Origin of the sequence: Vibrio ouci, assembly GCF_004551525.1 — a bacterium.
Classification (GTDB): domain Bacteria; phylum Pseudomonadota; class Gammaproteobacteria; order Enterobacterales; family Vibrionaceae; genus Vibrio; species Vibrio ouci.
On the sequence record NZ_SATR01000001.1, the window covers coordinates 99059 to 120740 of the forward strand.

The 21682-nt window shown below is 44.4% G+C and carries 19 protein-coding genes; 11 read left to right on the top strand and 8 right to left on the bottom strand.

Annotation, left to right across the window (positions count from 1 at the left end; all coding sequences use genetic code 11):
* Positions 1-91 precede the first annotated feature (91 nt).
* From ELS82_RS00435 to ELS82_RS00445, 3 genes are all read left to right on the top strand, one after another.
* The gene (locus ELS82_RS00435) at positions 92-391 is read left to right on the top strand and encodes a hypothetical protein (protein WP_134833713.1); all 300 of its coding nucleotides are present in this window, start codon (positions 92-94) and stop codon (positions 389-391) included.
* A 231-nt stretch (positions 392-622) separates the two neighbouring features.
* Positions 623-2134, top strand: coding sequence for an HD-GYP domain-containing protein (locus tag ELS82_RS00440; RefSeq protein ID WP_167489187.1), 1512 nt, complete (start codon positions 623-625; stop codon positions 2132-2134).
* A 208-nt stretch (positions 2135-2342) separates the two neighbouring features.
* Complete coding sequence (locus ELS82_RS00445) at positions 2343-3533, top strand: amino acid aminotransferase (protein WP_134833715.1); 1191 nt, start codon at positions 2343-2345, stop codon at positions 3531-3533.
* A 70-nt stretch (positions 3534-3603) separates the two neighbouring features.
* Here the strand turns inward: ELS82_RS00445 and ELS82_RS00450 are convergent, their stop codons facing one another.
* The 3 genes from ELS82_RS00450 to ELS82_RS00460 form a co-directional block, all read right to left on the bottom strand.
* Positions 3604-4257, bottom strand: a complete 654-nt coding sequence (locus ELS82_RS00450) for an outer membrane beta-barrel protein (protein WP_134833716.1) — start codon at positions 4255-4257, stop codon at positions 3604-3606.
* Positions 4258-4468: 211 nt separating this feature from the next.
* Complete coding sequence (locus ELS82_RS00455) at positions 4469-4846, bottom strand: hypothetical protein (RefSeq protein ID WP_004414353.1); 378 nt, start codon at positions 4844-4846, stop codon at positions 4469-4471.
* A 213-nt stretch (positions 4847-5059) separates the two neighbouring features.
* The gene (locus ELS82_RS00460; RefSeq protein WP_134833717.1) at positions 5060-7405 is read right to left on the bottom strand and encodes a helicase-related protein; all 2346 of its coding nucleotides are present in this window, start codon (positions 7403-7405) and stop codon (positions 5060-5062) included.
* A gap of 157 nt (positions 7406-7562) precedes the next feature.
* Between ELS82_RS00460 and ELS82_RS00465 the strand changes: the two genes are divergently transcribed.
* Positions 7563-9251, top strand: coding sequence for an NAD-dependent malic enzyme (locus tag ELS82_RS00465; protein ID WP_134833718.1), 1689 nt, complete (start codon positions 7563-7565; stop codon positions 9249-9251).
* 76 nt (positions 9252-9327) lie between these two features.
* Here the strand turns inward: ELS82_RS00465 and ELS82_RS00470 are convergent, their stop codons facing one another.
* Both ELS82_RS00470 and ELS82_RS00475 read right to left on the bottom strand, forming a co-directional pair.
* The gene (locus ELS82_RS00470) at positions 9328-9777 is read right to left on the bottom strand and encodes a GGDEF domain-containing protein (RefSeq protein WP_134833719.1); all 450 of its coding nucleotides are present in this window, start codon (positions 9775-9777) and stop codon (positions 9328-9330) included.
* 34 nt (positions 9778-9811) lie between these two features.
* Positions 9812-10654: a CIA30 family protein gene (locus tag ELS82_RS00475; RefSeq protein ID WP_134833720.1), complete on the bottom strand. Its 843-nt coding sequence runs from the start codon at positions 10652-10654 to the stop codon at positions 9812-9814.
* 310 nt (positions 10655-10964) lie between these two features.
* On the opposite strand from ELS82_RS00475, the gene ELS82_RS00480 reads away from it, so the two are divergent.
* On the top strand, positions 10965-11285 hold the full coding sequence (locus ELS82_RS00480) for a DUF3392 domain-containing protein (RefSeq protein WP_134833721.1): 321 nt from the start codon (positions 10965-10967) through the stop codon (positions 11283-11285).
* Positions 11258-12046, top strand: a complete 789-nt coding sequence (locus tag ELS82_RS00485; protein WP_208733115.1) for a SanA/YdcF family protein — start codon at positions 11258-11260, stop codon at positions 12044-12046. Before ELS82_RS00480 ends, ELS82_RS00485 begins: the two co-directional genes overlap by 28 nt.
* Here the strand turns inward: ELS82_RS00485 and ELS82_RS00490 are convergent.
* Positions 12036-13307: a GGDEF domain-containing protein gene (locus tag ELS82_RS00490; protein ID WP_134833914.1), complete on the bottom strand. Its 1272-nt coding sequence runs from the start codon at positions 13305-13307 to the stop codon at positions 12036-12038. The genes ELS82_RS00485 and ELS82_RS00490 overlap by 11 nt on opposite strands.
* Positions 13308-13612: 305 nt before the next feature.
* On the opposite strand from ELS82_RS00490, the gene ELS82_RS00495 reads away from it, so the two are divergent.
* Positions 13613-14437, top strand: coding sequence for a DUF2797 domain-containing protein (locus ELS82_RS00495; protein WP_134833723.1), 825 nt, complete (start codon positions 13613-13615; stop codon positions 14435-14437).
* Positions 14438-14474: 37 nt separating this feature from the next.
* Here ELS82_RS00495 and ELS82_RS00500 read toward each other — a convergent pair whose 3' ends face one another.
* Positions 14475-15710: a cysteine desulfurase-like protein gene (locus ELS82_RS00500; protein WP_134833724.1), complete on the bottom strand. Its 1236-nt coding sequence runs from the start codon at positions 15708-15710 to the stop codon at positions 14475-14477.
* On the bottom strand, positions 15694-16350 hold the full coding sequence (locus tag ELS82_RS00505) for a 2OG-Fe dioxygenase family protein (protein ID WP_134833725.1): 657 nt from the start codon (positions 16348-16350) through the stop codon (positions 15694-15696). Before ELS82_RS00505 ends, ELS82_RS00500 begins: the two co-directional genes overlap by 17 nt.
* 403 nt (positions 16351-16753) lie before the next feature.
* Here ELS82_RS00505 and trxB point away from each other — a divergent pair, with 403 nt between their 5' ends.
* The 4 genes from trxB (at position 16754) to ELS82_RS00525 (ending at position 21658) form a co-directional block, all read left to right on the top strand.
* Complete coding sequence (gene trxB / locus ELS82_RS00510) at positions 16754-17716, top strand: thioredoxin-disulfide reductase (RefSeq protein ID WP_134833726.1); 963 nt, start codon at positions 16754-16756, stop codon at positions 17714-17716.
* Between the two features lie 146 nt (positions 17717-17862).
* A complete protein-coding gene (gene cydD, locus ELS82_RS00515) occupies positions 17863-19650 on the top strand; it encodes a heme ABC transporter permease/ATP-binding protein CydD (protein WP_134833727.1) in 1788 nt (595 codons plus the stop codon).
* The gene (gene cydC, locus ELS82_RS00520) at positions 19643-21364 is read left to right on the top strand and encodes a heme ABC transporter ATP-binding protein/permease CydC (protein ID WP_134833728.1); all 1722 of its coding nucleotides are present in this window, start codon (positions 19643-19645) and stop codon (positions 21362-21364) included. The genes cydD and cydC overlap by 8 nt, the downstream gene beginning before the upstream one ends.
* Before the next feature lie 141 nt (positions 21365-21505).
* Entirely contained in the window at positions 21506-21658 is a 153-nt protein-coding gene (locus tag ELS82_RS00525; RefSeq protein ID WP_341867161.1) for a DUF1289 domain-containing protein, read from the top strand.
* The last annotated feature ends 24 nt before the right edge of the window (positions 21659-21682 follow it).

Here is a 21682-nt window from a genome sequence, read left to right on the forward strand (position 1 = left end):
TGTTGCGCCATATCACATTAAATCTTTAAAACTCTGTTACATTTATCAGGTTAAAGTGATCCAATTAACCTTAATAACAGGGATAAGAATAATGAAAAAATACGATTCATCACATATCGAGTATAAAGGCGAAAGCAACGGCGTTCATAGCTGGACAACACCAAGCGGCCAGCCTTATTACTGGCACCCTGATTGGCTACATATCGCAGAAGACGCAACAGGCTCTCATCCAAAGCAAGACCTAGATGTCACAGATGGTGAAGTGGCAACTGAAAAACACGCAGTCAAAGCGATTCTATCTCATATCAATGATTGGGCTAAAAATAAGCTAAATTCTACTCCTGACATTGAAACTCAAGCTCGCGAGTCAGAAATTAATCTCAAGAAGTAGCTTCTCTTCAAGCGCTAACACCGGTTCCATGCCAATCCGGGCATGGAACTTTACTACCATACTTTCCCCCCTCAGCTGTACTAATCTTTAGTACGAAGCCAAATCTACAACTAATGTTGTAAAAAAGTATTCATAGATGAAATTTGGCGATATCATGCCGGGTCTTTATCACTAGTAGTTATGAATACTATTCTTATTCATAGCGGAAATTAAAGGCGCAGGGGCTAGATGATGGTGAATTCAAACTATAACGCACCTCTTACACTCAAACTTTACGTAGTAGCTGCACTGATTTTTGGTATCTATGGTGGGCGCGTTTGCCCAATGCTCGAAACATTAACGGCTAGCCAGATACTCTTCCATATCTCTGTCACCTATGGGATCGTTTTTTTATTCCGTCACTATTTATTACCAGACCACTCTCTGGTTAAAGAAAACCGACTTGCTAGACTTGATGCAACCCTGTTTTTCTTAGCCAGTATCCCTCTTGCTCTGTTTTACAATTTTCACTATGACTTTCCGCTTGATAGTAATTTAAAAGTGCTGCTCGGCATGACGCTATTTGGTTTCTTTACTGGGTTAATCTTACAGTTGACCGCTAAGCTTGCTCAATTTGACAACCTTTCCAATCAACAGCGTCGTAACTTTGAACTAAGCGGCGAACGCCAATCTATGGTCAAACAGATGATCATCATGGTGAGTTTGTTGTTAGTGACTCTGTCGACGATGCTCGCAATGGTTGCCGTTAAAGACATTTTTTGGCTAGAGCACAACCCTGACCGTGTACTGGATGGCAGCGGCAAGATCAGTGTGATCAAAGAGTTTATCTATATTGCATTTGTATTAGGTGGCTATGCCATCACCATTATGGTGTTGTGGTCAAAACTTATGCATAAAATCCTCTTGGCTCAAGAATGCTCATTGGTGGAGGTGACTAAAGGGAACATCAATACCCGACTGCCTATTTTTGAGCATGACGAGTTAGGTTCCATGGCGTCATTAACCAATGAAATGCTGGACAGCTTACAGTCGAGCCAAGAAGAAGTGAAAACAACTCGCGATGTGGCGATCATTAGCCTATCGGCTCTGGCTGAGTCACGCGACAATGAAACCGGCGCACATATTTTAAGAACCCAAGAATATGTCAGAGCACTCGCGCAATATCTCAGCCAATTTGAACAGCACCAAGCCTTGCTTACTGACAGCTACATCGAACTCCTCTACAAATCCGCGCCGCTGCACGATGTGGGCAAAGTTGGTATTCCTGATCAGATACTACTAAAACCCGGGAAGTTAACTGATGAAGAATTTGAAGTAATGAAAGGACACCCCGAGATTGGTGCTAAAGCCCTATCGATGGCCGAGCAACAACTTGGTAGCAACTCCTTCTTACAGCTCGCTAAGGAAATTTCCCTGACTCACCACGAAAAGTGGGACGGTAAAGGCTATCCTAACGGTTTAAAAGGCGAAGAAATTCCCCTTTCAGGTCGATTAATGGCATTAGCCGATGTTTATGATGCACTTATTTCCGAACGTGTATACAAAAAAGCCTTCAGTCATGACAAAGCGAAATCGATTATCCTTGAAGGAAATGGCCAGCACTTTGACCCGCAAATCGTAGACGCTTTCCTAGCCATAGAGCATGAGTTTGTTGCGATCGCTGACAAATATCGTGGGCTTGAAAAACAAGAAAATGAACTTGAGCGTGAACAGCTCCAACTGTTAACTTCGAGCCCTGCTTGATTCCCTCATCAATTCCATGTGTTCTTCTATCCCTTTACACATAAAAGTGAAAGGGATAGTTGTTTTAAATCCCTCAAATTGACCTGAGTAAACGCTAAACGTTTATATTTCACTATTTTCTTCCTTTCGCTGTTGTCACTCATCGTTTAGACAGGTATAAATAAACGAGTTATTTATATCTTCCCTTCGATTAACACGGATGACGATTATGTTTGAAAAAGTAGTTGCGGCTCCTGCGGACCCGATTCTAGGCCTTACTGAAGAGTTTAAAAAAGACGCTCGCTCAGAAAAGATCAACCTAGGTGTTGGTATTTACAAAAATGAACAAGGTGAGACACCTGTTCTTGCGACGGTAAAAAAGGCCGAAGCTGCGCTTATTGAAACGGAAAAAACCAAATCATACTTAACAATCGAAGGGACAGCAGAATACGCATTAGCGGTTCAAAAACTACTATTCGGTGCTGATGCAGAGATCGTTGCAGACAAACGTGCAAAAACCGCTCAAGCGCCAGGTGGCACAGGTGCGCTTCGCGTCGCTGGTGAGTTCATTAAGCGTCAGTTAGGTGATGCTAAAATCTGGATCAGTAACCCGACATGGGCAAACCACAACGGTGTATTCACTGCTGCGGGTATCCAAACTGCACAATACAGCTACTACAACGCTGAAACGAAAGACAAAGACTTTGCATCTATGGTCGCTGACCTAGAGAAAGCGGCAGAAGGCGATATCGTTCTACTGCACGGCTGCTGTCACAACCCTACTGGTATTGACCCAACAGCTGAAGAATGGGAAACATTAGCGAAACTTGTTGCTGATAAAAAACTTCTACCACTATTCGACTTTGCTTACCAAGGTTTCGCAAAGGGCGTTGAAGAAGATGCGCAAGGTCTACGTATTTTTGCTAAATACAACAAAGAAATCTTAGTAGCGAGTTCATTCTCTAAGAACTTCGGCCTATACAATGAGCGTGTTGGTGCCTTCACACTAGTTGCTGAGTCTGAAGAAGTTGCTACGACTGCATTCTCTCAAGTAAAAGCAATTATTCGCTCTATCTACTCTAACCCACCAGCACACGGTAGTGCCGTTGTAACTCATATTCTGAACAACGCTGAACTACGTGCGGAATGGGAAGCGGAAGTCGCTGAAATGCGCGATCGTATCCAAGCTATGCGCGAACTATTCGTGGCTACGTTGAAAGAGCAAGGCGTCGACGCTGACTTTAGCTTTATCGAACGTCAAAACGGCATGTTCTCATTCTCTGGCCTGTCTAAAGAACAAGTTAATCGCCTAAAAGAAGAGTTCGCTATCTACATCGTTGGTTCTGGCCGAATCAGTGTTGCTGGTATGACTCGCTCAAACATGCTGCCACTTTGTAAAGGCATCGCTGCTGTTCTTTAATAGCACTGCGACAAATTAAAAGAGCCAGCTATTTGCTGGCTCTTTTTGATTCTAGACTTCGAAAATTGAATTAATACAGGTAGCGTAGCGAGATACCGCCTTCGTTAGTGGTCGCATTTCCGTTAATCTCAGCAGTCTGATAGTCGCCATCTCTGTGAGTATAAAAGCCACCAACACTTAAGTTAGAGCTAAATTGATAGTCAGCACGCATATGGAACACACCAACGTCAGCCAAGTCACTGCTATTCAGCTCACCTCGCATTGCGAGTTCCCATGCTTTGGTTAGCGCATACTTAAACTCAAGGCTTGCGCCCCACATCATTTCGTTATCTTTAAACAACTCCTGATCGGTTGCGTCTAGAGTTTGTGAAGCCCATAAATAGCCCAACTTAGCACCAGCAACGACATCAAGCTTGTCGAGTAACGGGTAGCGATAAGCGACACCGGGAAGCAACGTGTAGAATTCTGTCGTCGTCGCACTCGGGTGGATAAACCTTGCCGTATAATCTAGCGTAAGCAAAACGTTGTCAGTCCATAGGTAATTGCCGCCTATAGACAATGCGGTCACGTTATTATTTACCCCAAGGTTTTCATTCAATGAACCCGCACTTAAATCCGCATAAACGTAGTCGTACTTAACCTCATTTGTTTCTGGACTCGACAATGATGGAAACGATGCAGCGACTAGAAGAGGTGCCAATACCCAGCTTAGTTTTAATTCCATTATAACCCCTGTGACTCTCCAACTACCTTCACGCTAACCCCATACCTTTGGGAGTTTGACCGTTAAAGTGTGTATAGATGAATTAGAACAACAGTTAGAAATATAGCCTAAGTATCCGGCAAGTTACTGAAGTAATAGTAAGATTTATGATCGAGCGCTATCTTATGAACCGTGAAAACTAAAAAAGATCTCACTGGGAGATCTTTTTTGGTTAGAACTTAATCATGAGCTCGTCTTGAGACAATGAAGAGATTTCTACGTTAATCTTAGAGCGGACTTTTTCTAGTTGTTCTGCCTCTAACTCATAAGGCATCACGAGTTTTAACTCTTCAATACCTTCAGTTTGTGCTAGTTGAAGTAAGGTTACGATGTTTGACTCATCGCTACGATTGGCAGACAACGACTTCATTGCCTGATCCCACAAGCGGTCTTCAACCGAGATAGTTTCTTTTATCGTATTCTTCCAAGCTAAACTAAAGATCGGAGCAAACGTACTCATTGCCTCTAAGAATGTCCATTTCTTACTACAAGAAGCACCGAGAAAAGAAGTATAGTCGAATACAACACTTGTCTTGCCTAGATGTTCCATATCATCCCCCGTAATGTCGGCAACACAGTGTATTCAATATCCTTCATAAGCTTTGTTATAGCAATAGGATATAAAACAATCATCTTTTATACCCAAAAAAGAGCTAGAAAAGCTATATAAAAACACACTTTGTAACAAAATCAACACAACAAAACGCCATGCAGTTTCCGAAGTTTAATATTTTTATTACCGAATAATATACATCAAAATGCACTACTTGATGTCGACGACTTTACTGGCCTTTTTGTATTGCACTCGCCAGCCATTCCACCTTGGGAGCTCCCAACGTTTTGGATAGGTTTTACGCAGCCCATCCCGATACACGACACAGACCAGTTTCTTGTTAACGTGATACTCAACGTCAAGATTTAAGTCGCCCAGCATTAATTCAAACGGGTAAGTTTGCGCAAAGTCTTCATATTCCCAGTAAGGTATACCATCAAAAACGAAATCCTCGGCGTTAAACAACTGCAGCTCTTCAATATCAGCCAGCTCTAGCGTGGCAAGCTGTTCGTGAAACCATGAGTCAAACGTAAGCTGAGTGGACTCCGAGCTTTCACTGTTTAATCCAAGTGCAGTATAGATTTTCCAGTGTTCAATCTGCTCAGTTCTTAACTTGGCAAATCCCGGCATGATTGTGTTCGCTTTTACCGCTTCAATCATGGGTTTAATTGCTAGCTCCCCTTTCGCCATCTCTGTTTTAGTCGCGATAACTTTACCCGCGTAGACCAAGTGCATCACAACATGAGGCACGTCATCAATAAGCTGTGTCTCTGCTTGCTCCCACTCACCTATGCCCAATCCAGCGAGTTTGGCTTGTGCTATTGGCATGGTAAACGTGGCTAGATTGAGTGTTTGTTTAACTCCTCGGCCTGGTAAGCTATGGGTATCAAGCACCAATGCCGCTTCCACTTTATCAAGTAAGCGGCTATCTCGCCCGAGAGTGACTTCCAAAAGACCATTGGCGAAGGCTTCCCGACGCTTGACTCGTCTAACAAAAACCAACTCAGGATGGAGTACTGCGATTGCGTCGACCAGTTCACAGTGGCTGTAACGTGAAGCAACACAAAGCTCAGGTAGTTCGAATGCCTCTCTCATCTGCTTGGCTAATGCCTGCGCTTCTTTTAACACATCATTATCGACATTGATGCCAGAGAAGGACTCCCCACGAATCAAAGCAATCGCCAATTGGGCATCACAACCGAAGGGCTCTTCTTGAGCAAGCTTCTCTTGTTGCTCTTCGCTGTTCGAATAACGATAAAGGCTTGCCGGAGTTGCAAGCACAGCGGTCATATCGACCATGGCTTCCTTAAGCGCCTTTTTATCGATGCGAGTGACGAGATCCGCATATAGCGCATCAATTGGTAATGGATAGAGACGTTTGCCATGCTCAGTCGCGATGCCAGCTTCGTCAATCGCCTCCATCTTACGCAGCACCTCTATCGCCTGTATGACGGATTTCTCAGGCAAAGGCTCTAAGAAAGTTAACTTCGTCATCGCTTTGCCACAACTTGAAGACGCTAACATCGCTTCAGTGAGCGTTTCTCGATGTAATTCTGGAGGCGTAGTCGCAGCCAAAGCCGCGTGTTCACCATACAAACGGATGCAAACACCATCCATTAGGCGACCCGCGCGCCCTGCTCTCTGCTTCGCGCTCGCTTTAGAAATGTGCTTTAAACTTAAAGCCGTACGACCATTTCTTTGTTCAGTTCTGCGCTCTAAACCGGAATCAATCACCGCGACGATATTTGGGATCGTCAAAGACGTTTCAGCGACATTAGTTGCAAGAACCACTTTTTTGTAAGGTTGAGTATTCAATGCGAGCTGTCGCTGCTCATCTGTCACCGATGCATGTAAAGGAACAGCGACAATACCCTCAAGATTAGATAGCTTACTCATACATTGAGCGATTTCCTTACGCCCAGGAAGGAAGATGAGAATATCCCCCTCCATATCAGATAGAGCAAGTACCTCTTGTTTGACTTTTTCGTCTAGGTTTCTCGCGTCCGGCAATTGCCTAGAGTCACCACCGCGATAGCCGATCGCGACATCATAATTTCGTCCGCTCGCTTGCAGTCGCTTTGCGCCAACATAAGTCGCCAACTTATCGCCTTCAATGGTTGCAGAGGTGACAACCAGTCGGTGCTGCTGCCAATCATTGAGCAGTGCCACCAGTAAGTCGGTATCCCAGCGCCTTTCATGAAACTCATCAACAATAATGGTATCGAAATTAGCAAGCTTGTCTTCAGAGAACCAACGCAATGCAACACCGGGGGTCACAAACACCACTTGAGTCTCTTCGTCGTAACGCGTTTCAAGCTTGATCGCATAGCCGACTTGCTTACCGAGTGGTTGCTGACTCTCTTCAGCTAGAAACTGTGCCAACGACGTACAGGCAATTCTCCGAGGTTCTATCACCAACACCCGCCCTTTCTCTGCTGCCCACAGTGGTAAACGGGTCGATTTTCCCGAGCCTGTTTCAGCTTCCACAATCAGGTGATGCGACGAGATTTGCGCTAAGAATTGAGATTTGAGGCTATCGATTGGCAAGCAAGACATGGACTAAGCTACCTGTTGGGATAAAGCACGAAATTATATACGTAAACTGTGCCAGAATGCAGGAATATTCAGTTTACAATACGACAACGAATCCCTATCATTTTTATGTTCCTGTTCCCAAAGGTCTGTCGACCCTAAACCTTACTATAGGCATGTGATGAATAACGATAAACGCCCTCTATATATCCAATATGCAGGCCCTGCGCTTCTCAGCACCCCACTCCTTAATAAAGGCAGTGCTTTTTCAGCTGAAGAGAGAAGCTCATTTAACCTAGAAGGTCTGCTTCCAGAAAATACTGAAACAATTCAGGAACAAGTGGAACGCGCTTACCAACAATATCGTAATTTCGAAAGCGATATGGATAAGCACATCTACCTACGCAACATTCAAGACACTAACGAAACTCTATTCTACCGTCTGGTACAAAACCACATCTCTGAGATGATGCCAATCATCTATACACCAACCGTTGGTGCGGCATGTGAAAACTTCTCGAACATCTACCGTCGTGGCCGTGGTCTGTTTGTCTCTTACGCTAACCGAGACCGCATTGATGACATTCTTAACAATGCCTCAAACCACAACGTAAAAGTAATCGTTGTCACTGACGGTGAACGTATCTTAGGTCTAGGCGACCAAGGTATCGGTGGTATGGGTATTCCGATTGGTAAGCTGGCGCTTTACACCGCTTGTGGTGGTATCAGTCCAGCTTACACACTTCCGATCGTGTTAGATGTCGGTACTAATAACCCGCAACGTCTAGCTGACCCTATGTACATGGGCTGGCGCCATCCGCGTATCACAGGCGCAGAATATGACGCATTCGTTGAAGAGTTTATGCAAGCCGTTCAGCGTCGCTGGCCTGATGCACTAATTCAGTTCGAAGATTTTGCTCAGAAAAACGCGATGCCTCTACTTGAGCGTTATAAAGATCGCGTTTGTTGCTTTAACGATGATATTCAAGGTACAGCCGCAGTGACTGTTGGTTCTTTACTTGCAGCATGTCAAGCAGCGGGCAGCAAACTGTCTGACCAACGCGTTACCTTCTTAGGTGCGGGTTCTGCTGGTTGTGGTATTGCAGAAGCGATCATCGCGCAAATGGTATCGGAAGGTATCAGTGACAAACAAGCTCGTTCTCAAGTATTCATGGTTGACCGTTGGGGCTTACTGCAAGAAGGTATGCCTAACTTGCTCGATTTCCAACAGCGCCTTGTTCAGAAACATAAGAACACTGCTAAGTGGGAATCAGAAGGTAACGGTTACTCACTACTGGATGTAATGCGCAATGCTAAACCAACAGTATTGGTTGGCGTATCTGGCGCACCAGGTCTATTTAGCGAAGAAGTCATCAAAGAGATGCACGCACATTGTGCTCGTCCGATTGTCTTCCCACTATCGAACCCAACTAGCCGTGTTGAAGCGACACCTAATGACATTGTTCGTTGGACGAACGGCGAAGCACTTGTTGCGACAGGTAGCCCATTCGACCCAGTGGTGCATGAAGGTAAGACTTACCCTATCGCTCAATGTAACAACAGCTACATCTTCCCTGGTATTGGTTTAGGTGTACTTGCTGTACAAGCGAAACGTGTTACTGACGAAATGCTAATGGAATCAAGCCGAGCTCTTGCAACGTGTTCTCCTCTAGCAATCAATGGTCAAGGTGCACTACTTCCACCTCTCGAAGCGATTCACTCTGTTTCTAAGAAGATTGCATTTGCTGTTGCTAAGAAGGCGATTGAGCAAGGTGTGGCACTAGAAATCACCGACGAAGCATTGGAAGAGGCGATTGACGCTTCATTCTGGCAGCCGGTTTACCGCAAGTACAAGCGTACCGCTTTCTAATTGCTGTAAGTATCAAACAGCCCAGCAGAGATGCTGGGCTTTTTTGTTTGTCAGTGTTTAGTTTGAGTTAGACGAATTAAACAAACACTTCTAACTCAGTCATTGTGATGGCTTTATTTTCAGCCAGTTCGACGCGATTGCCACCTTTCGATTTCGCTGAGAAGAGTGCTTCATCAGCTTTAATTATCGCGTTCTGATACCCGTCTCTTCCTATCTTAGCAACACCGATACTGCAGGTGAGTTTTACGTTATTAAACCATTCTGAATTCATCGTCCGCTGTCGAATAAGTTCTGCTAACTCGCAGCCTTGGGTGACATCCAATTCTGGACAAAATATCAGGAACTCTTCGCCGCCCCATCTCACAACATGATCGCAAGGCTCAATCAACTCTTGTAAAGTGACCGCAAACTGTCGAAGAAGGTCATCACCTAACTGGTGGCCATGTTGATCGTTAAACTGCTTAAAACCATCGATATCGATATACAACACACTCAGTTGTCGGCTTTCCCACTTCAGTAATTGCATTTGAGTTTGCAACCAGAAACGTATCCCTTTGCGGTTAAAAAAACCCTGTCAGTGGATCTCGGTGTGCCATGTCAGCAAATATTTGATTTTGCTCTTTAAGCGCTTCATTTTTATTTAATAACCACTCTTGTCGACTTTGGTATTGTTTGATCTTCCTTCTGTTAATGATGATTTCATAGGCAATGGCATATAGCCCGTAAATAAGCCAAACCAACAACAAAATAGAGACAAATGTGACTTTGCTTATATGGTGACCAACCAATTCAACCTGTCGAATATAAAAATGGTAGTTGCCTTCTTTTATTTGAGAAGCCGTTGCAACTTGAAGAACTGAAACTTCATCGAGTTCAGGTTCTGAGTGCTCAATGGGCATGCGATTATTAATCAGCCACCAGTTCATTACTTCAAGTTTATCAATTGGAATATCGACAACCTGATTGCGTGCATTAAACTCAATACCATTGTACTTGTGTAAAAATGAAGTATTTATACTAGGATTGCTTTCACCAAAGCTCTTAATGAACAAGCGCGCAAACCAATTGGTTGTGTCACCAACACCACCGATATTTAAGCGAATGTATTCATACTCACTAAGATCGACACCTGCACTCTTAATGCTTGCAATGTCAATCCCCATGGCACAGTACGGCCACTCATACGCACTTTTTCTAATTTCACAATTAATTGAAGCTGTACCATCAACAATATTCAATGATGAGGAGGAAGCCCCACCCCATATTGAATCATCTTCCACCGATATAGGAAATTGACCTGGAAATAATTCTAATCTTTTTCTGCCATCCATCTCTAAATATATGAATAAAGATAAACAGGTTAATAAAGCCATACACCCAACGAATTTTATGTCACCACTCATTATACTTCCCACTGCTTTTTATTTTTTTAGTATTAATTACATTTATCAGTAACACAGTTTCAAAGGGGGTAAGTGAGTTTTGTAAGCTTAATGTCAAATAAACCTAAAAATAGCAACATTTTGTCAGAACAATATAACATTTCGAAACAAGTTGCACACAGTCGACTTTATCGTCAAAAGACGATTAATAATAAGTAGTGATTAATGGATTTATCAGAAAATTCATACAAGATATCAATAAGTGCTAAGCTCACTCGCTCTTATCAGTTCGTGGTATCCTACCCTCACGAGGAATCACTTCACGAAATTCATGGAATATTTGAACTTACTAGGGAATTACCTTGTCCCATACCTGAATGAAATTTCGACCGCCCTGATTGCATGCGCGCTCGTTGTCGCAGGTGGCGAAATTAATGCACTATTGAGAAAAGTGTTAAGGCCTTATAACTTTGTGATTCGGACATTCGCTTTCATATTGATTAATGCGTTTGGATACGGCTTAATCATAGTAAAAGCAACACCTTACCTATCCCGGACACTCCGCTCTTTCGAGTCGGGTATTATGTTTAGCGGCGTTGTAATCACTTTTGTAGTAATAGGCCTATGGGCTCAAAGGAATCGGCAAATCTAGTGCGAAGACTATTCCACCGAAAACAATCAACATGGCTCAGTTGGACGCAAGTTATCAAGCTTGTGAGTTGGCTGCCGGTATTTGCACTCGTGCTGGCGGCATCACTGTTTGCCATCGACCGATGGGTTTCGTACCAAGCTCGAGAGCAGCTATTTACCAATGTTGAACAAATAGATAAGTTTGACGTGGCTGTCGTGCTAGGAACGAGTAAATACCTAGGTAAGATCCTCAACGAATACTATTCACACCGTATGGATGCTGCGGTAGAACTGTACAAGGAAGGAAAAGTAGCTCACTTCTTATTAAGTGGTGACAATGCCCATCGCTCATACAACGAGCCTTGGACAATGAAACGGGACCTATTGAAAGCAGAAGTCCCAGAGGAGAAAATTTTTCTGGATTATGCTGGTTTCCGAACGTTAGATTCCGTTGTACGCGCAAAGGAAATTTTCGACACCGATAACTTCCTTATCATTTCTCAGAAATTTCACTGTGAACGCGCCTTATTCATTGCCAAGTCACACAACATTAATGCGAGTTGCTTTGCCGTGCCAGGTCCTTCTCGCCACTCAGGTTGGAAAGTACGAGTACGAGAAATATTCGCTAGGGCTAAAGCAGTACTGGATATCTACGTAATAAACGCTAAGCCAAAATTCTTAGGTCCAAAAGAGCCCATTCTCAGTGCTGACAATGATAGCGCAGATACAGAATTGGAGCTCTCTTTAGAAGAAACCGAACAAGTGCCTGAGCTTACTCACTGACCGTGACTCGGTTTCGGCCTTTGCGCTTCGCTAAATACAAAGCCTCATCAGCACGAGTAAGCATCTCATTGGTTCTTTCATTACCTAGACTCGCCACACCGATACTGGTGGTTAATGCATCTCCATGTACCCAAATGTGCGCTTCTACTTTATGACGGATTCGCTCTGCCAGCTCAGTAGCATCAGATAACGGGACTCCAGGACAGAATACGACGAACTCTTCACCACCCCATCGAACAAGGCGTTCGCTCGGGCTCAAAGCAGACAGCACGACCATGGTGAACTCTCGTAAGATGTCATCACCCATACCATGACCATACTCATCGTTAACATGTTTAAAGTGGTCGATATCAAGATAGAGCACTGACAAAAGCTTGGCTGTATTGGCCTCTTTTTCAAAGTTCACATCTAACCATTCACGAATTGAGTGACGGTTCATTGCTCCAGTTAAGGCATCACGGTTGGCTAACTCGGCAAAGTGGACGTTCTGTTCTTTCAAGCTACGATTGAGCTTTTTAAGGTGATCTTGTCTAAAATGAGCCTGTAAAATCAGTTGATGGCTGCGACGAATTTCGACAATGCTGTAGATAAGCGCCAAAGAGACCCAAAATACCAGCAGACCAAGCATTAACTTTTCACCAGATATGTAATGACCAACAAACTCAATGCTGTTGATTACCATCCGGTAGCGCCCATCATGGTGGCCTGAGCCCGTTGCCAATTCGAATTTAGTCGTATTGGTGTATTCTGGAGCTGAATGATCAATTGAAATGTTATTGTCTGCCAACCACCACGTCATCACCTGTAGGTTGGCAATCGGTATCTCGATAACACCTTGGCCAGTTCCGGGTTTAAACTCTACCCCATTGTACTTCTGGGTATATTCGTTGTCCTTGGTCGAATAAGCTTCATTGTAATTGCGCAGGTAAAAGCGCAGGCTTGGATCTGCATCACTGTCGAGTTGCTCAAAATCGATATTCATTCGAATAGTGTGAAACTTCTCTAAGTTGACACCTTGATGATCGGATGTACCTAAGTTGATTGAAATACCGCAATAAGGCCAGCTGTAACTTGGCGATTTAGCCAGTTCACACTCCAGTGTCGCTTGCTCTCCATCAATCGTGAGTTTCGATGTAGAAATGCCACCTTGGGACTGATCGTTGGTCGACAAATAAGTCAGTTTGCTCGGTGAGATTTTATAAATAAGACTACTTCCGTGCATCCAATACAGCTGCACTAACAAGATGGTCCCTAGGCCCATACCAAAGATGATTTTGTGTATTAACTTCACTCAGCACCCACAAGAAACCAATATCTAAACAGAATTCATTCAGCGCGTATTATGCAACCTTGGTTCCAATTTTACCTTGTTTTTATTGTTGAGAAATCAATAAAAACATGAATTCACTCATAAAGAGGTAGCTTATATTCAATAATAGTCGAATTATTAACCGCTTCTGAACAATGTACGAGGATTTAACGGAATACCTGAGTAACGATACAAAACCTGCTACACTGTTTGGCTAAAATACAATAGGGTTAAGCCCATACTGCAAGAGCAATGTCATGTCTTTATTAGCAAAAGGTACGCTAAGTAAAATGCGCGCCTCTCTCGAAAATACCGTCCACTATCGATTACCGGTTGGTGATGAACTCGTCGACCTAGCCCCATTCATTGGACAGCGTTTAACACTCACTCACACTGGCAACATTTTTTGTAGCGCATGTGGCAAAAAAACGAAGAAAAGTTACTCTCAAGGTCACTGTTTTGTTTGCATGAAGAAGCTAGCAAGCTGCGATATGTGCATCATGAAGCCAGAGACTTGCCACTACGATCAAGGCACATGCCGCGAGCCGCAATGGGGCGAAGAGAATTGTATGGTGGATCACTTTGTGTATCTCTCAAATACTTCTAGCCTTAAAGTCGGTATTACGCGACATACCCAGATTCCAACTCGTTGGATCGATCAAGGCGCAACCCAAGGTCTACCGATTTTTAAGGTTAAAACCCGTTTTATCTCTGGCCTAATCGAAGTTGAGCTTGCTAAGCATATCGCTGATAAAACCAACTGGCGCACCCTGTTAAAAGGCGATGGCGAGCCAATGGAATTGGAAGCTCGTTTTGCAGAACTACTTCCTCTTGTTGAAGATAAGATTGCTGAAATCAAACAGCAATTTGGTGATGATGCAATTGAAATCCTGAGCGAAGCGATTACACCAATCAGTTACCCGGTCAATCAACACCCAACTAAGATTACTTCACACAACTTTGATAAGAACCCTGAAGTCACGGGCGTTTTACAAGGCATCAAAGGTCAGTACATGATTTTTGATACGGGTGTGATTAACATCAGGAAGTTTACTTCCTACGAGGTTGAAGTCTCTACCTAGTAAAAAGACCTCCAATTGGAGGTCTTTTTGTTTAGCTTTATTGGTCCAAGATAATTTTCAATTCATCAAAGAAGATATCCACTTCTTCTAATGTGTTGTAGTGCATAAACCCTACGCGAACAACACCACCACTTTCTTCTAAGCCAAGTTGGCGCACCAAACCTAGCGCGTAGAAATGCCCATTCCAAACACAGATATTTCGCTCGCCTAACTTTTTGGCAATCTCGATTGGTGAATGGTTATCAAACGTTAAAGCAAACGTTGGCGTTCTCAGTTCGCAGTCAGCTTGCAGCTCTCCCCATAAGGTAACGCCGCTTAGTTCAGATAAACGCGATAAGAATCGTTCACTGATTGCAGATTCGTGCTGATTAAATTGTTTGTACGACTCAACCAGACGCTTTCTTAGTGAGTCAGCACTCTTGCCCCATTGTGACAAATATTTCACCGCAGCGATGACACCTGCAAGCCCTTCAAAACTCTGTGTCCCCGTTTCGAATCGACCCGGCCCTTGATTGGTAGCAGGTTCAACTTTGTATGGGTGAAGAGCGTGTAGCCATTTCGGCGCGACATAGGCGATACCGACGTGAGGACCAAAAAACTTATACGCTGAACAGGCTAAGAAATCACAACCCAAAGCTTGCACATCAACAAGGTGGTGCGGTGCATAATGGACAGCATCTACATACACCATCGCGCCAACAGCATGCGCTGCTTCTACCACACGTTTAACATCAACAATTGATCCCGTGGTATTAGAAGCAAAAGTCAAAGCGACCAACTTAGTCTTATCGTTAATCAGTGACAGAAGATGTTCAATATCTAGGCCATAATTCGCTTCGTTAACACGAGCCTGGTGTACAACGGCCCCTTTATCATCCGCCGCTTGTTGCCAACTCGATACGTTCGAGTAATGATCGAGCGCTGTAACGATTACTTCATCTCCAGATTCCCAACCTCGGCTAATCGCACGGCTCAATTGGAAGGTCAAAGAGGTCATGTTGGCGCCAAACACCATGTTGTCAGCCGATTCAGCATTGACCAGTGCTTGAGCATGCTCACGCGCTTGCTGCATTAAATCCGTTGTGTTTCGACTCGAAAAATAGTGACCACCTAAGTTTGAGTTGAAGAAGCCTAAGTACGCCTGCATCGCCTCTAATACTGATTTAGGTACTTGCGACCCACCCGGCCCATCGAGAAAAATAACCGGCAAATCATTATGCGTTTGGCTTAACGCGCTAAACTGCGCTCTTGATAGGTTAGGAGTGAAGCTCATTAACAGCGCCCTTTGCAGTTAAAACAAAAACATCCATATGGCCTTCTTTGCCTTCAATTACGGAACGAATTGGCTGGGCATTGTGCCAAAGCTTATTATCTGCAAGCATCGCGACTTCACCGCTTAATAATACTTTGCGGAAGAATGGAGCTTCATTAAAACTGTTGTACAGCATGATGTCTCCTCCTTCGATATTGTGGCGCCCCATACCGACCAACGCGATATGTTCAAAGCCATCTTGGTGAACACCTTCTGGCGCCACTTGCGTTTCATCGTAAATCGCAGAAATGCGGATTTGGTGAATTTCTATTTCTTGGCCATTTTGCAACTGGTTCGATGCAGCGAACATAGAACACATTTCTCGCATTCCGTCACTTTCGAGGATAGATGCTTCAATACCTTCAAATTGGCGAACTACATTTCCTTGGAAGCGGTTTATATCGTCCGTTTGCATAAACTCGTTCTTATTCAAGTCGACGACCTGACCATCTTGAAGTGCAACCACTGAATAACGTCTGAGGCGAAATTTCCCATCTGCGTGCTCTGTATGCGGCAGGTGCATAAAAGAAGGGGCTAGTTGAGAAATGGCAGAATCACTTAACTTAGTCAGTTGTAGGGTTGTTTCTCGCTGATGCAGCATCATCATCTCCTTAATGAAGGTACATACTCTTAGTTATAATTAACATCTTGTTCACATTTATTATTTGCGCATATATATCGGGAGATCAACTTTATTTAGCATTTCAATCCATCAAAAATTAAAATAAAGACGCATAAACTATAAAATAATAAAAAGTTAGAGACATAAACCAGTTTAAGAAAGTCGCAATGTCGAAAACTAGATGACTTCACTAGTCTATTTATAAATCACTATATTCATCAATATGTTAGAGTTTTATCTCTATTCGATAAGTTAACGTTTGCGTTCTAATCTATAACCAATTATTACATTCCCCTGCCTTGCTAACGCTTTAAAAGCCCCCATATATTCCATACAATCGAACTCAAATAGATGATAAAGCGTCACCGCTAATGGAGCACAAATGAGCGACGTAAAACATAGCAACCTTCTAATCCTAGGTTCAGGACCAGCTGGCTATACAGCAGCAGTTTATGCTGCTCGCGCTAACCTTAACCCTGTTCTAGTGACGGGCATGCAGCAAGGTGGACAATTAACCACCACAACTGAAGTTGAAAACTGGCCTGGTGATCCTGAAGGTCTAACTGGCCCAGGTTTGATGGACAGAATGAAAGAGCACGCTGAACGCTTTGAAACTGAAATTTTGTTCGATCATATTAACGAGGTTGATTTTAGTCAGCGCCCGTTTCGTCTCAAGGGTGATAGCAGCGAATACACCTGTGATGCTTTAATCATTTCGACAGGTGCTTCTGCTAAGTACCTAGGCTTAGAATCTGAAGAAGCCTTCAAGGGTCGCGGTGTTTCAGCTTGTGCCACTTGTGACGGTTTCTTCTACCGTAACCAGAAAGTCGCCGTCGTTGGTGGTGGTAATACTGCGGTTGAAGAAGCGCTTTACCTTTCAAACATCGCATCTGAAGTTCACTTGATTCACCGTCGTGACTCCTTCCGCGCTGAAAAGATTCTCGTTAAGCGCCTAATGGATAAGGTAGAAAACGGCAACATCGTTCTGCACACTGACCGTACACTTGATGAAGTTGTTGGTGATGATATGGGCGTGACTGGCGTTCGTATTAAAGACACTCAGTCAGACGCTATCGAACAAATTGATGTGATGGGCGCGTTTATTGCGATTGGTCACCAGCCAAACACTTCAATGTTCGAAGGCCAATTAGAGATGAAAGATGGCTACATCATCGTTCAATCAGGGCTTGAAGGTAACGCGACGCAAACCAGTGTTCCAGGTATCTTTGCCGCTGGCGATGTGATGGATCATAACTACCGTCAAGCGATTACCTCTGCTGGTACTGGTTGTATGGCTGCGCTAGACGCTGAACGTTTCTTAGATGGATTAGCTGATAACAAGTAACCTCATTTATAAGTTACACGCTAAACGTAAATAATATTTTTCACTTTTAGCTCAAATCCTTAAAGCCCTGCGGTATTCCCGCAGGGCTTTCTTTTGTATAATGCGCCATTCTAATTCGTAATAATAATTCTCATTAAGCCTTCACGATGGATAAAAAGAAACAACGCAGCTTGAATCAATGGCTCAAGCAGCAGAGTAAGCTCGCCAAGCGCTGGCTTATGATAGCTGTCGGTCTCGGTGTTCTTTCAAGCATATTTCTCTTGGCCCAAGCCGCTTTGCTTGCCACTATTTTGCACCAACTCATCATAGAACATGTCGACAAATACGAGCTTGTTCCTCACTTTCTTGGCCTAGCAGCTATCATTGCGGTCCGTGCCCTTTGCTCATGGGGACGAGAAATCGCAGGTTACCGTTGCGGCGAACAGATCCGCGTCTATATCCGTCAGTTAATTTTAGACAAACTGCGTGAATTAGGACCGGCGTACATTAAAGGCAAACCTGCCGGTGCGTGGGCAACCTTGCTACTTGAACAAGTCGAAGACATGCACGACTTCTTTGCCCGCTACTTGCCGCAAATGTCTTTATCCGTTTTGGTGCCTTTCGTTATTCTAATCGTGGTATTCCCTGTTAACTGGGCTGCGGGGTTGATCTTCTTAATCACAGCGCCACTTGTGCCTCTCTTCATGGCATTAGTCGGTATGAAAGCAGCGGATGCAAACCGCAAAAACTTCAAAGCCTTACAGCGCCTTTCTGGCCATTTCTACGACCGTTTACAATCAATGACAACCATCCGATTGTTTGATCGTACCAAAGCAGAAACCGAGGTTATGCACGGTGCATCAGAAGTGTTCCGTACGCGTACTATGGATGTGTTAAAGATCGCTTTCCTATCGTCAGCCGTCCTTGAGTTCTTCACTTCAATTTCTATTGCGCTTACTGCGGTCTACTTCGGTTTTGCCTTCATTGGTGAATTGAACTTCGGTGATTACGGCGCAGGGGTTACGCTGTTTGCAGGTTTATTTATCCTTGTTCTGGCTCCCGAGTTCTATCAGCCGCTGCGTGATTTAGGGACCTTCTATCATGCCAAGCAACAAGCTGTCGGCGCAGCTGAAAGCATTGTCGAGTTTATCGAAACCGATGTTGAAACCGTCAGTTCAGGTAAAAAGGCGCTCAATGATGACGATGATATTGTAATCCAAGCGCAAGATTTAGAAGTCTATTCACCTGAAGGGAAAAAGCTCGTCGGTCCTATCAGCTTTTTACTTAATGCCAAGCAAACGGCTGCGCTCGTTGGCCCAAGTGGTGCAGGAAAAACCAGCTTAATCAATGCAATTCTTGGTTTCCTACCGTACAAAGGTTCGCTCACTATCAATGGTATAGAGCGCAGTGAGCTCTCATTAGAAAACTGGCGTGAAAAGATCAGTTGGGTTGGTCAAAACCCTCTCCTATTACACGGTTCGATTCGCGACAACATCACCCTAGGTAAATCCGATGTAAGTGACGAAAACATCAACCTCGCATTAGAAGAGTCATTTTCAGCAGAGTTTGTTAATCAACACGGATTAGACTACTCGATCTCCGATCGTTCAGGTGGCCTATCTGTAGGTCAAGCCCAGCGCTTAGCCCTAGCTCGAGCTATGGTTCAAAACGGCAAATTCTGGTTATTAGATGAACCGACTGCAAGCCTAGATGCGCGCAGTGAGAAGCTAGTCATGCAAGGCTTAGACAATCAAGTTGCAGGTAAATCTGCGCTTATGGTCACCCACCAGCTGACGCCACTTCGTAATGTCGATCAAATACTCGTTATGGAAAATGGACTTCTGGTTCAATCAGGCGAGTTTGAAACGCTAGCCCAAGAGCAAGGTCTATTCCAGTCAATGCTGCAAGCTAACCAAGCCTTAAACCAAGCGAATAAGGGGAACCTAGATGCGTGATTTACTTCCCTACTTAAAGCTGTATAAAAAGCACTGGTTTGGCCTATCTCTTGGTATGCTACTGGCCTTTTTGACCGTAGCGGCATCGATTGGTCTGTTGACCCTATCAGGCTGGTTCCTATCGGCAGCAGCAGTCGCTGGTTTAACCATTGCTCGTGAAACCTTCAACTACATGCTTCCGGGTGCTTTTGTACGCGGCTTCGCTATGGGCCGAACCGCAGGACGTTGGGGAGAGCGCGTCGTTAGCCACAACGCCACGTTTAAGCTCCTGACTGATCTGCGCGTATTCTTCTTTTCGAAGTTAGCGCCTCTCATTCCAGGTCGAGTTTCGAACCTGCGAGATGCAGACCTACTCAACCGCCTTGTCGCCGACGTTGATGCAATGGACCATGTCTACTTGCGCCTTATCAGTCCTATGGTTGTTGGAACCCTCGGTATTCTTGGCCTAACCGCCCTAGTCTGCTGGTTTGATAGAGAGCTCGGCCTAACGCTTGGCGCGATTTTAATGTCGCTGGTTCTTGCTTGGCCCGTCTTGTTCTACAAACTGGGTAAGCGTAACGGTAGCGAATTGACTCAGCATAAAGCTCAGTTACGTATTTCGACACTCGACTGGCTTCAGGGCTATAGTGAACTAACCTTATTTGGCGCAGAAGAACGCTACCGCAATGCGATTCTTAATGCTCAAGATAAGCTACTAAAAAACCAGTACTTCAATGCACACTTTTCCGGCATTGCTCAAGCATTACTGATGTTAGCTAACGGCTGGACGGTTGTTCTCATGCTGTGGCTTGCTGCCGATGGTGTTGGTGGTAACACCCCTGACCCAATGATCGCACTGGTCGCATTTGCAACGATGGCAAGTGTCGAGTTACTGATGCCGATAGCCGGAGCCTTCCAGCATCTGGGTCAAACCCTAACATCTGCGCGTCGACTCAATGACATCATTCTTTCAGAGCCAGATGTACAGTTTCCTGAAGAGCGTATTGAGCACGGCGAAGAGTTCTCTATTGCGTACAAAGATATTTCTTTCCACTATCCAGACAGCGATAGCCAAGTTATCTCAAATGTCGAGCTGACCATTCCTGCTCAGCATCGTATCGCCATTGTCGGTCAAACAGGTTCAGGTAAATCTACCCTACTCCAATTATTGAACCGCTATTGGGATGTTCAGCAAGGCACGATTGAGATAGCAGGAAAGCCAATTGACCAATGGAGTGAAAGTCAACTTCGCCAAGCAATCAGTGTCGTTAGCCAGCGTGTTGATATATTGAATGGCTCGCTGCGTGATAACCTTGTGATGGCAAAACCAGACGCGGATGACCAAGAGCTCGCTCAAGCACTGGAAAAAGTGGGTCTATCGAAACTGTTAGAAGATACCGCACTCGATACTTGGTTAGGTGACGGCGGCCGCCAGTTATCTGGTGGGGAAAAGCGCCGTATCGGTATTGCAAGAGCGTTATTACACAATGCGCCAATCTTGCTATTGGATGAACCAACTGAAGGTTTAGATAAGCAGACTGAGCAGCAAATGATGCAGTTGTTCGAGCAGCACTTTAAAGGTAAGACCGTAGTGTTCATTACTCACCGATTGGTCGACCTCGATAAGATGGACACTATTTGTCTGATTGAGCAAGGCAGAATCGTTGAGCATGGCAACCACGATGAGCTGATGGCAGAGCAAGGACGTTACTACGCGCTTAATCAAACCTTATAGACAGAGTGATTGATAGAAAAGACCCAGCACGACTTCTCGTTGTGCTGGGTCTTTTTGTATATTTATACCTATGAGACAAATACGGGTAACAAGTTCTTGAACGCAACACCTGATGAAAAGCCCACCTTCCCTAACCCATGCGTGCGCAACTGCTGTCTCGACGAAAACGATGTCTGCTTGGGGTGCTTTCGCACGCTTGAAGAAATTCTACATTGGTCGCAGTCATCCAATGAACAAAAGCAAACCATCTTGGCGAGATGTAAGCAAAGAAGAGCACAAACGAACCAAAATTAACTTCACTCAATATAATCATTATTA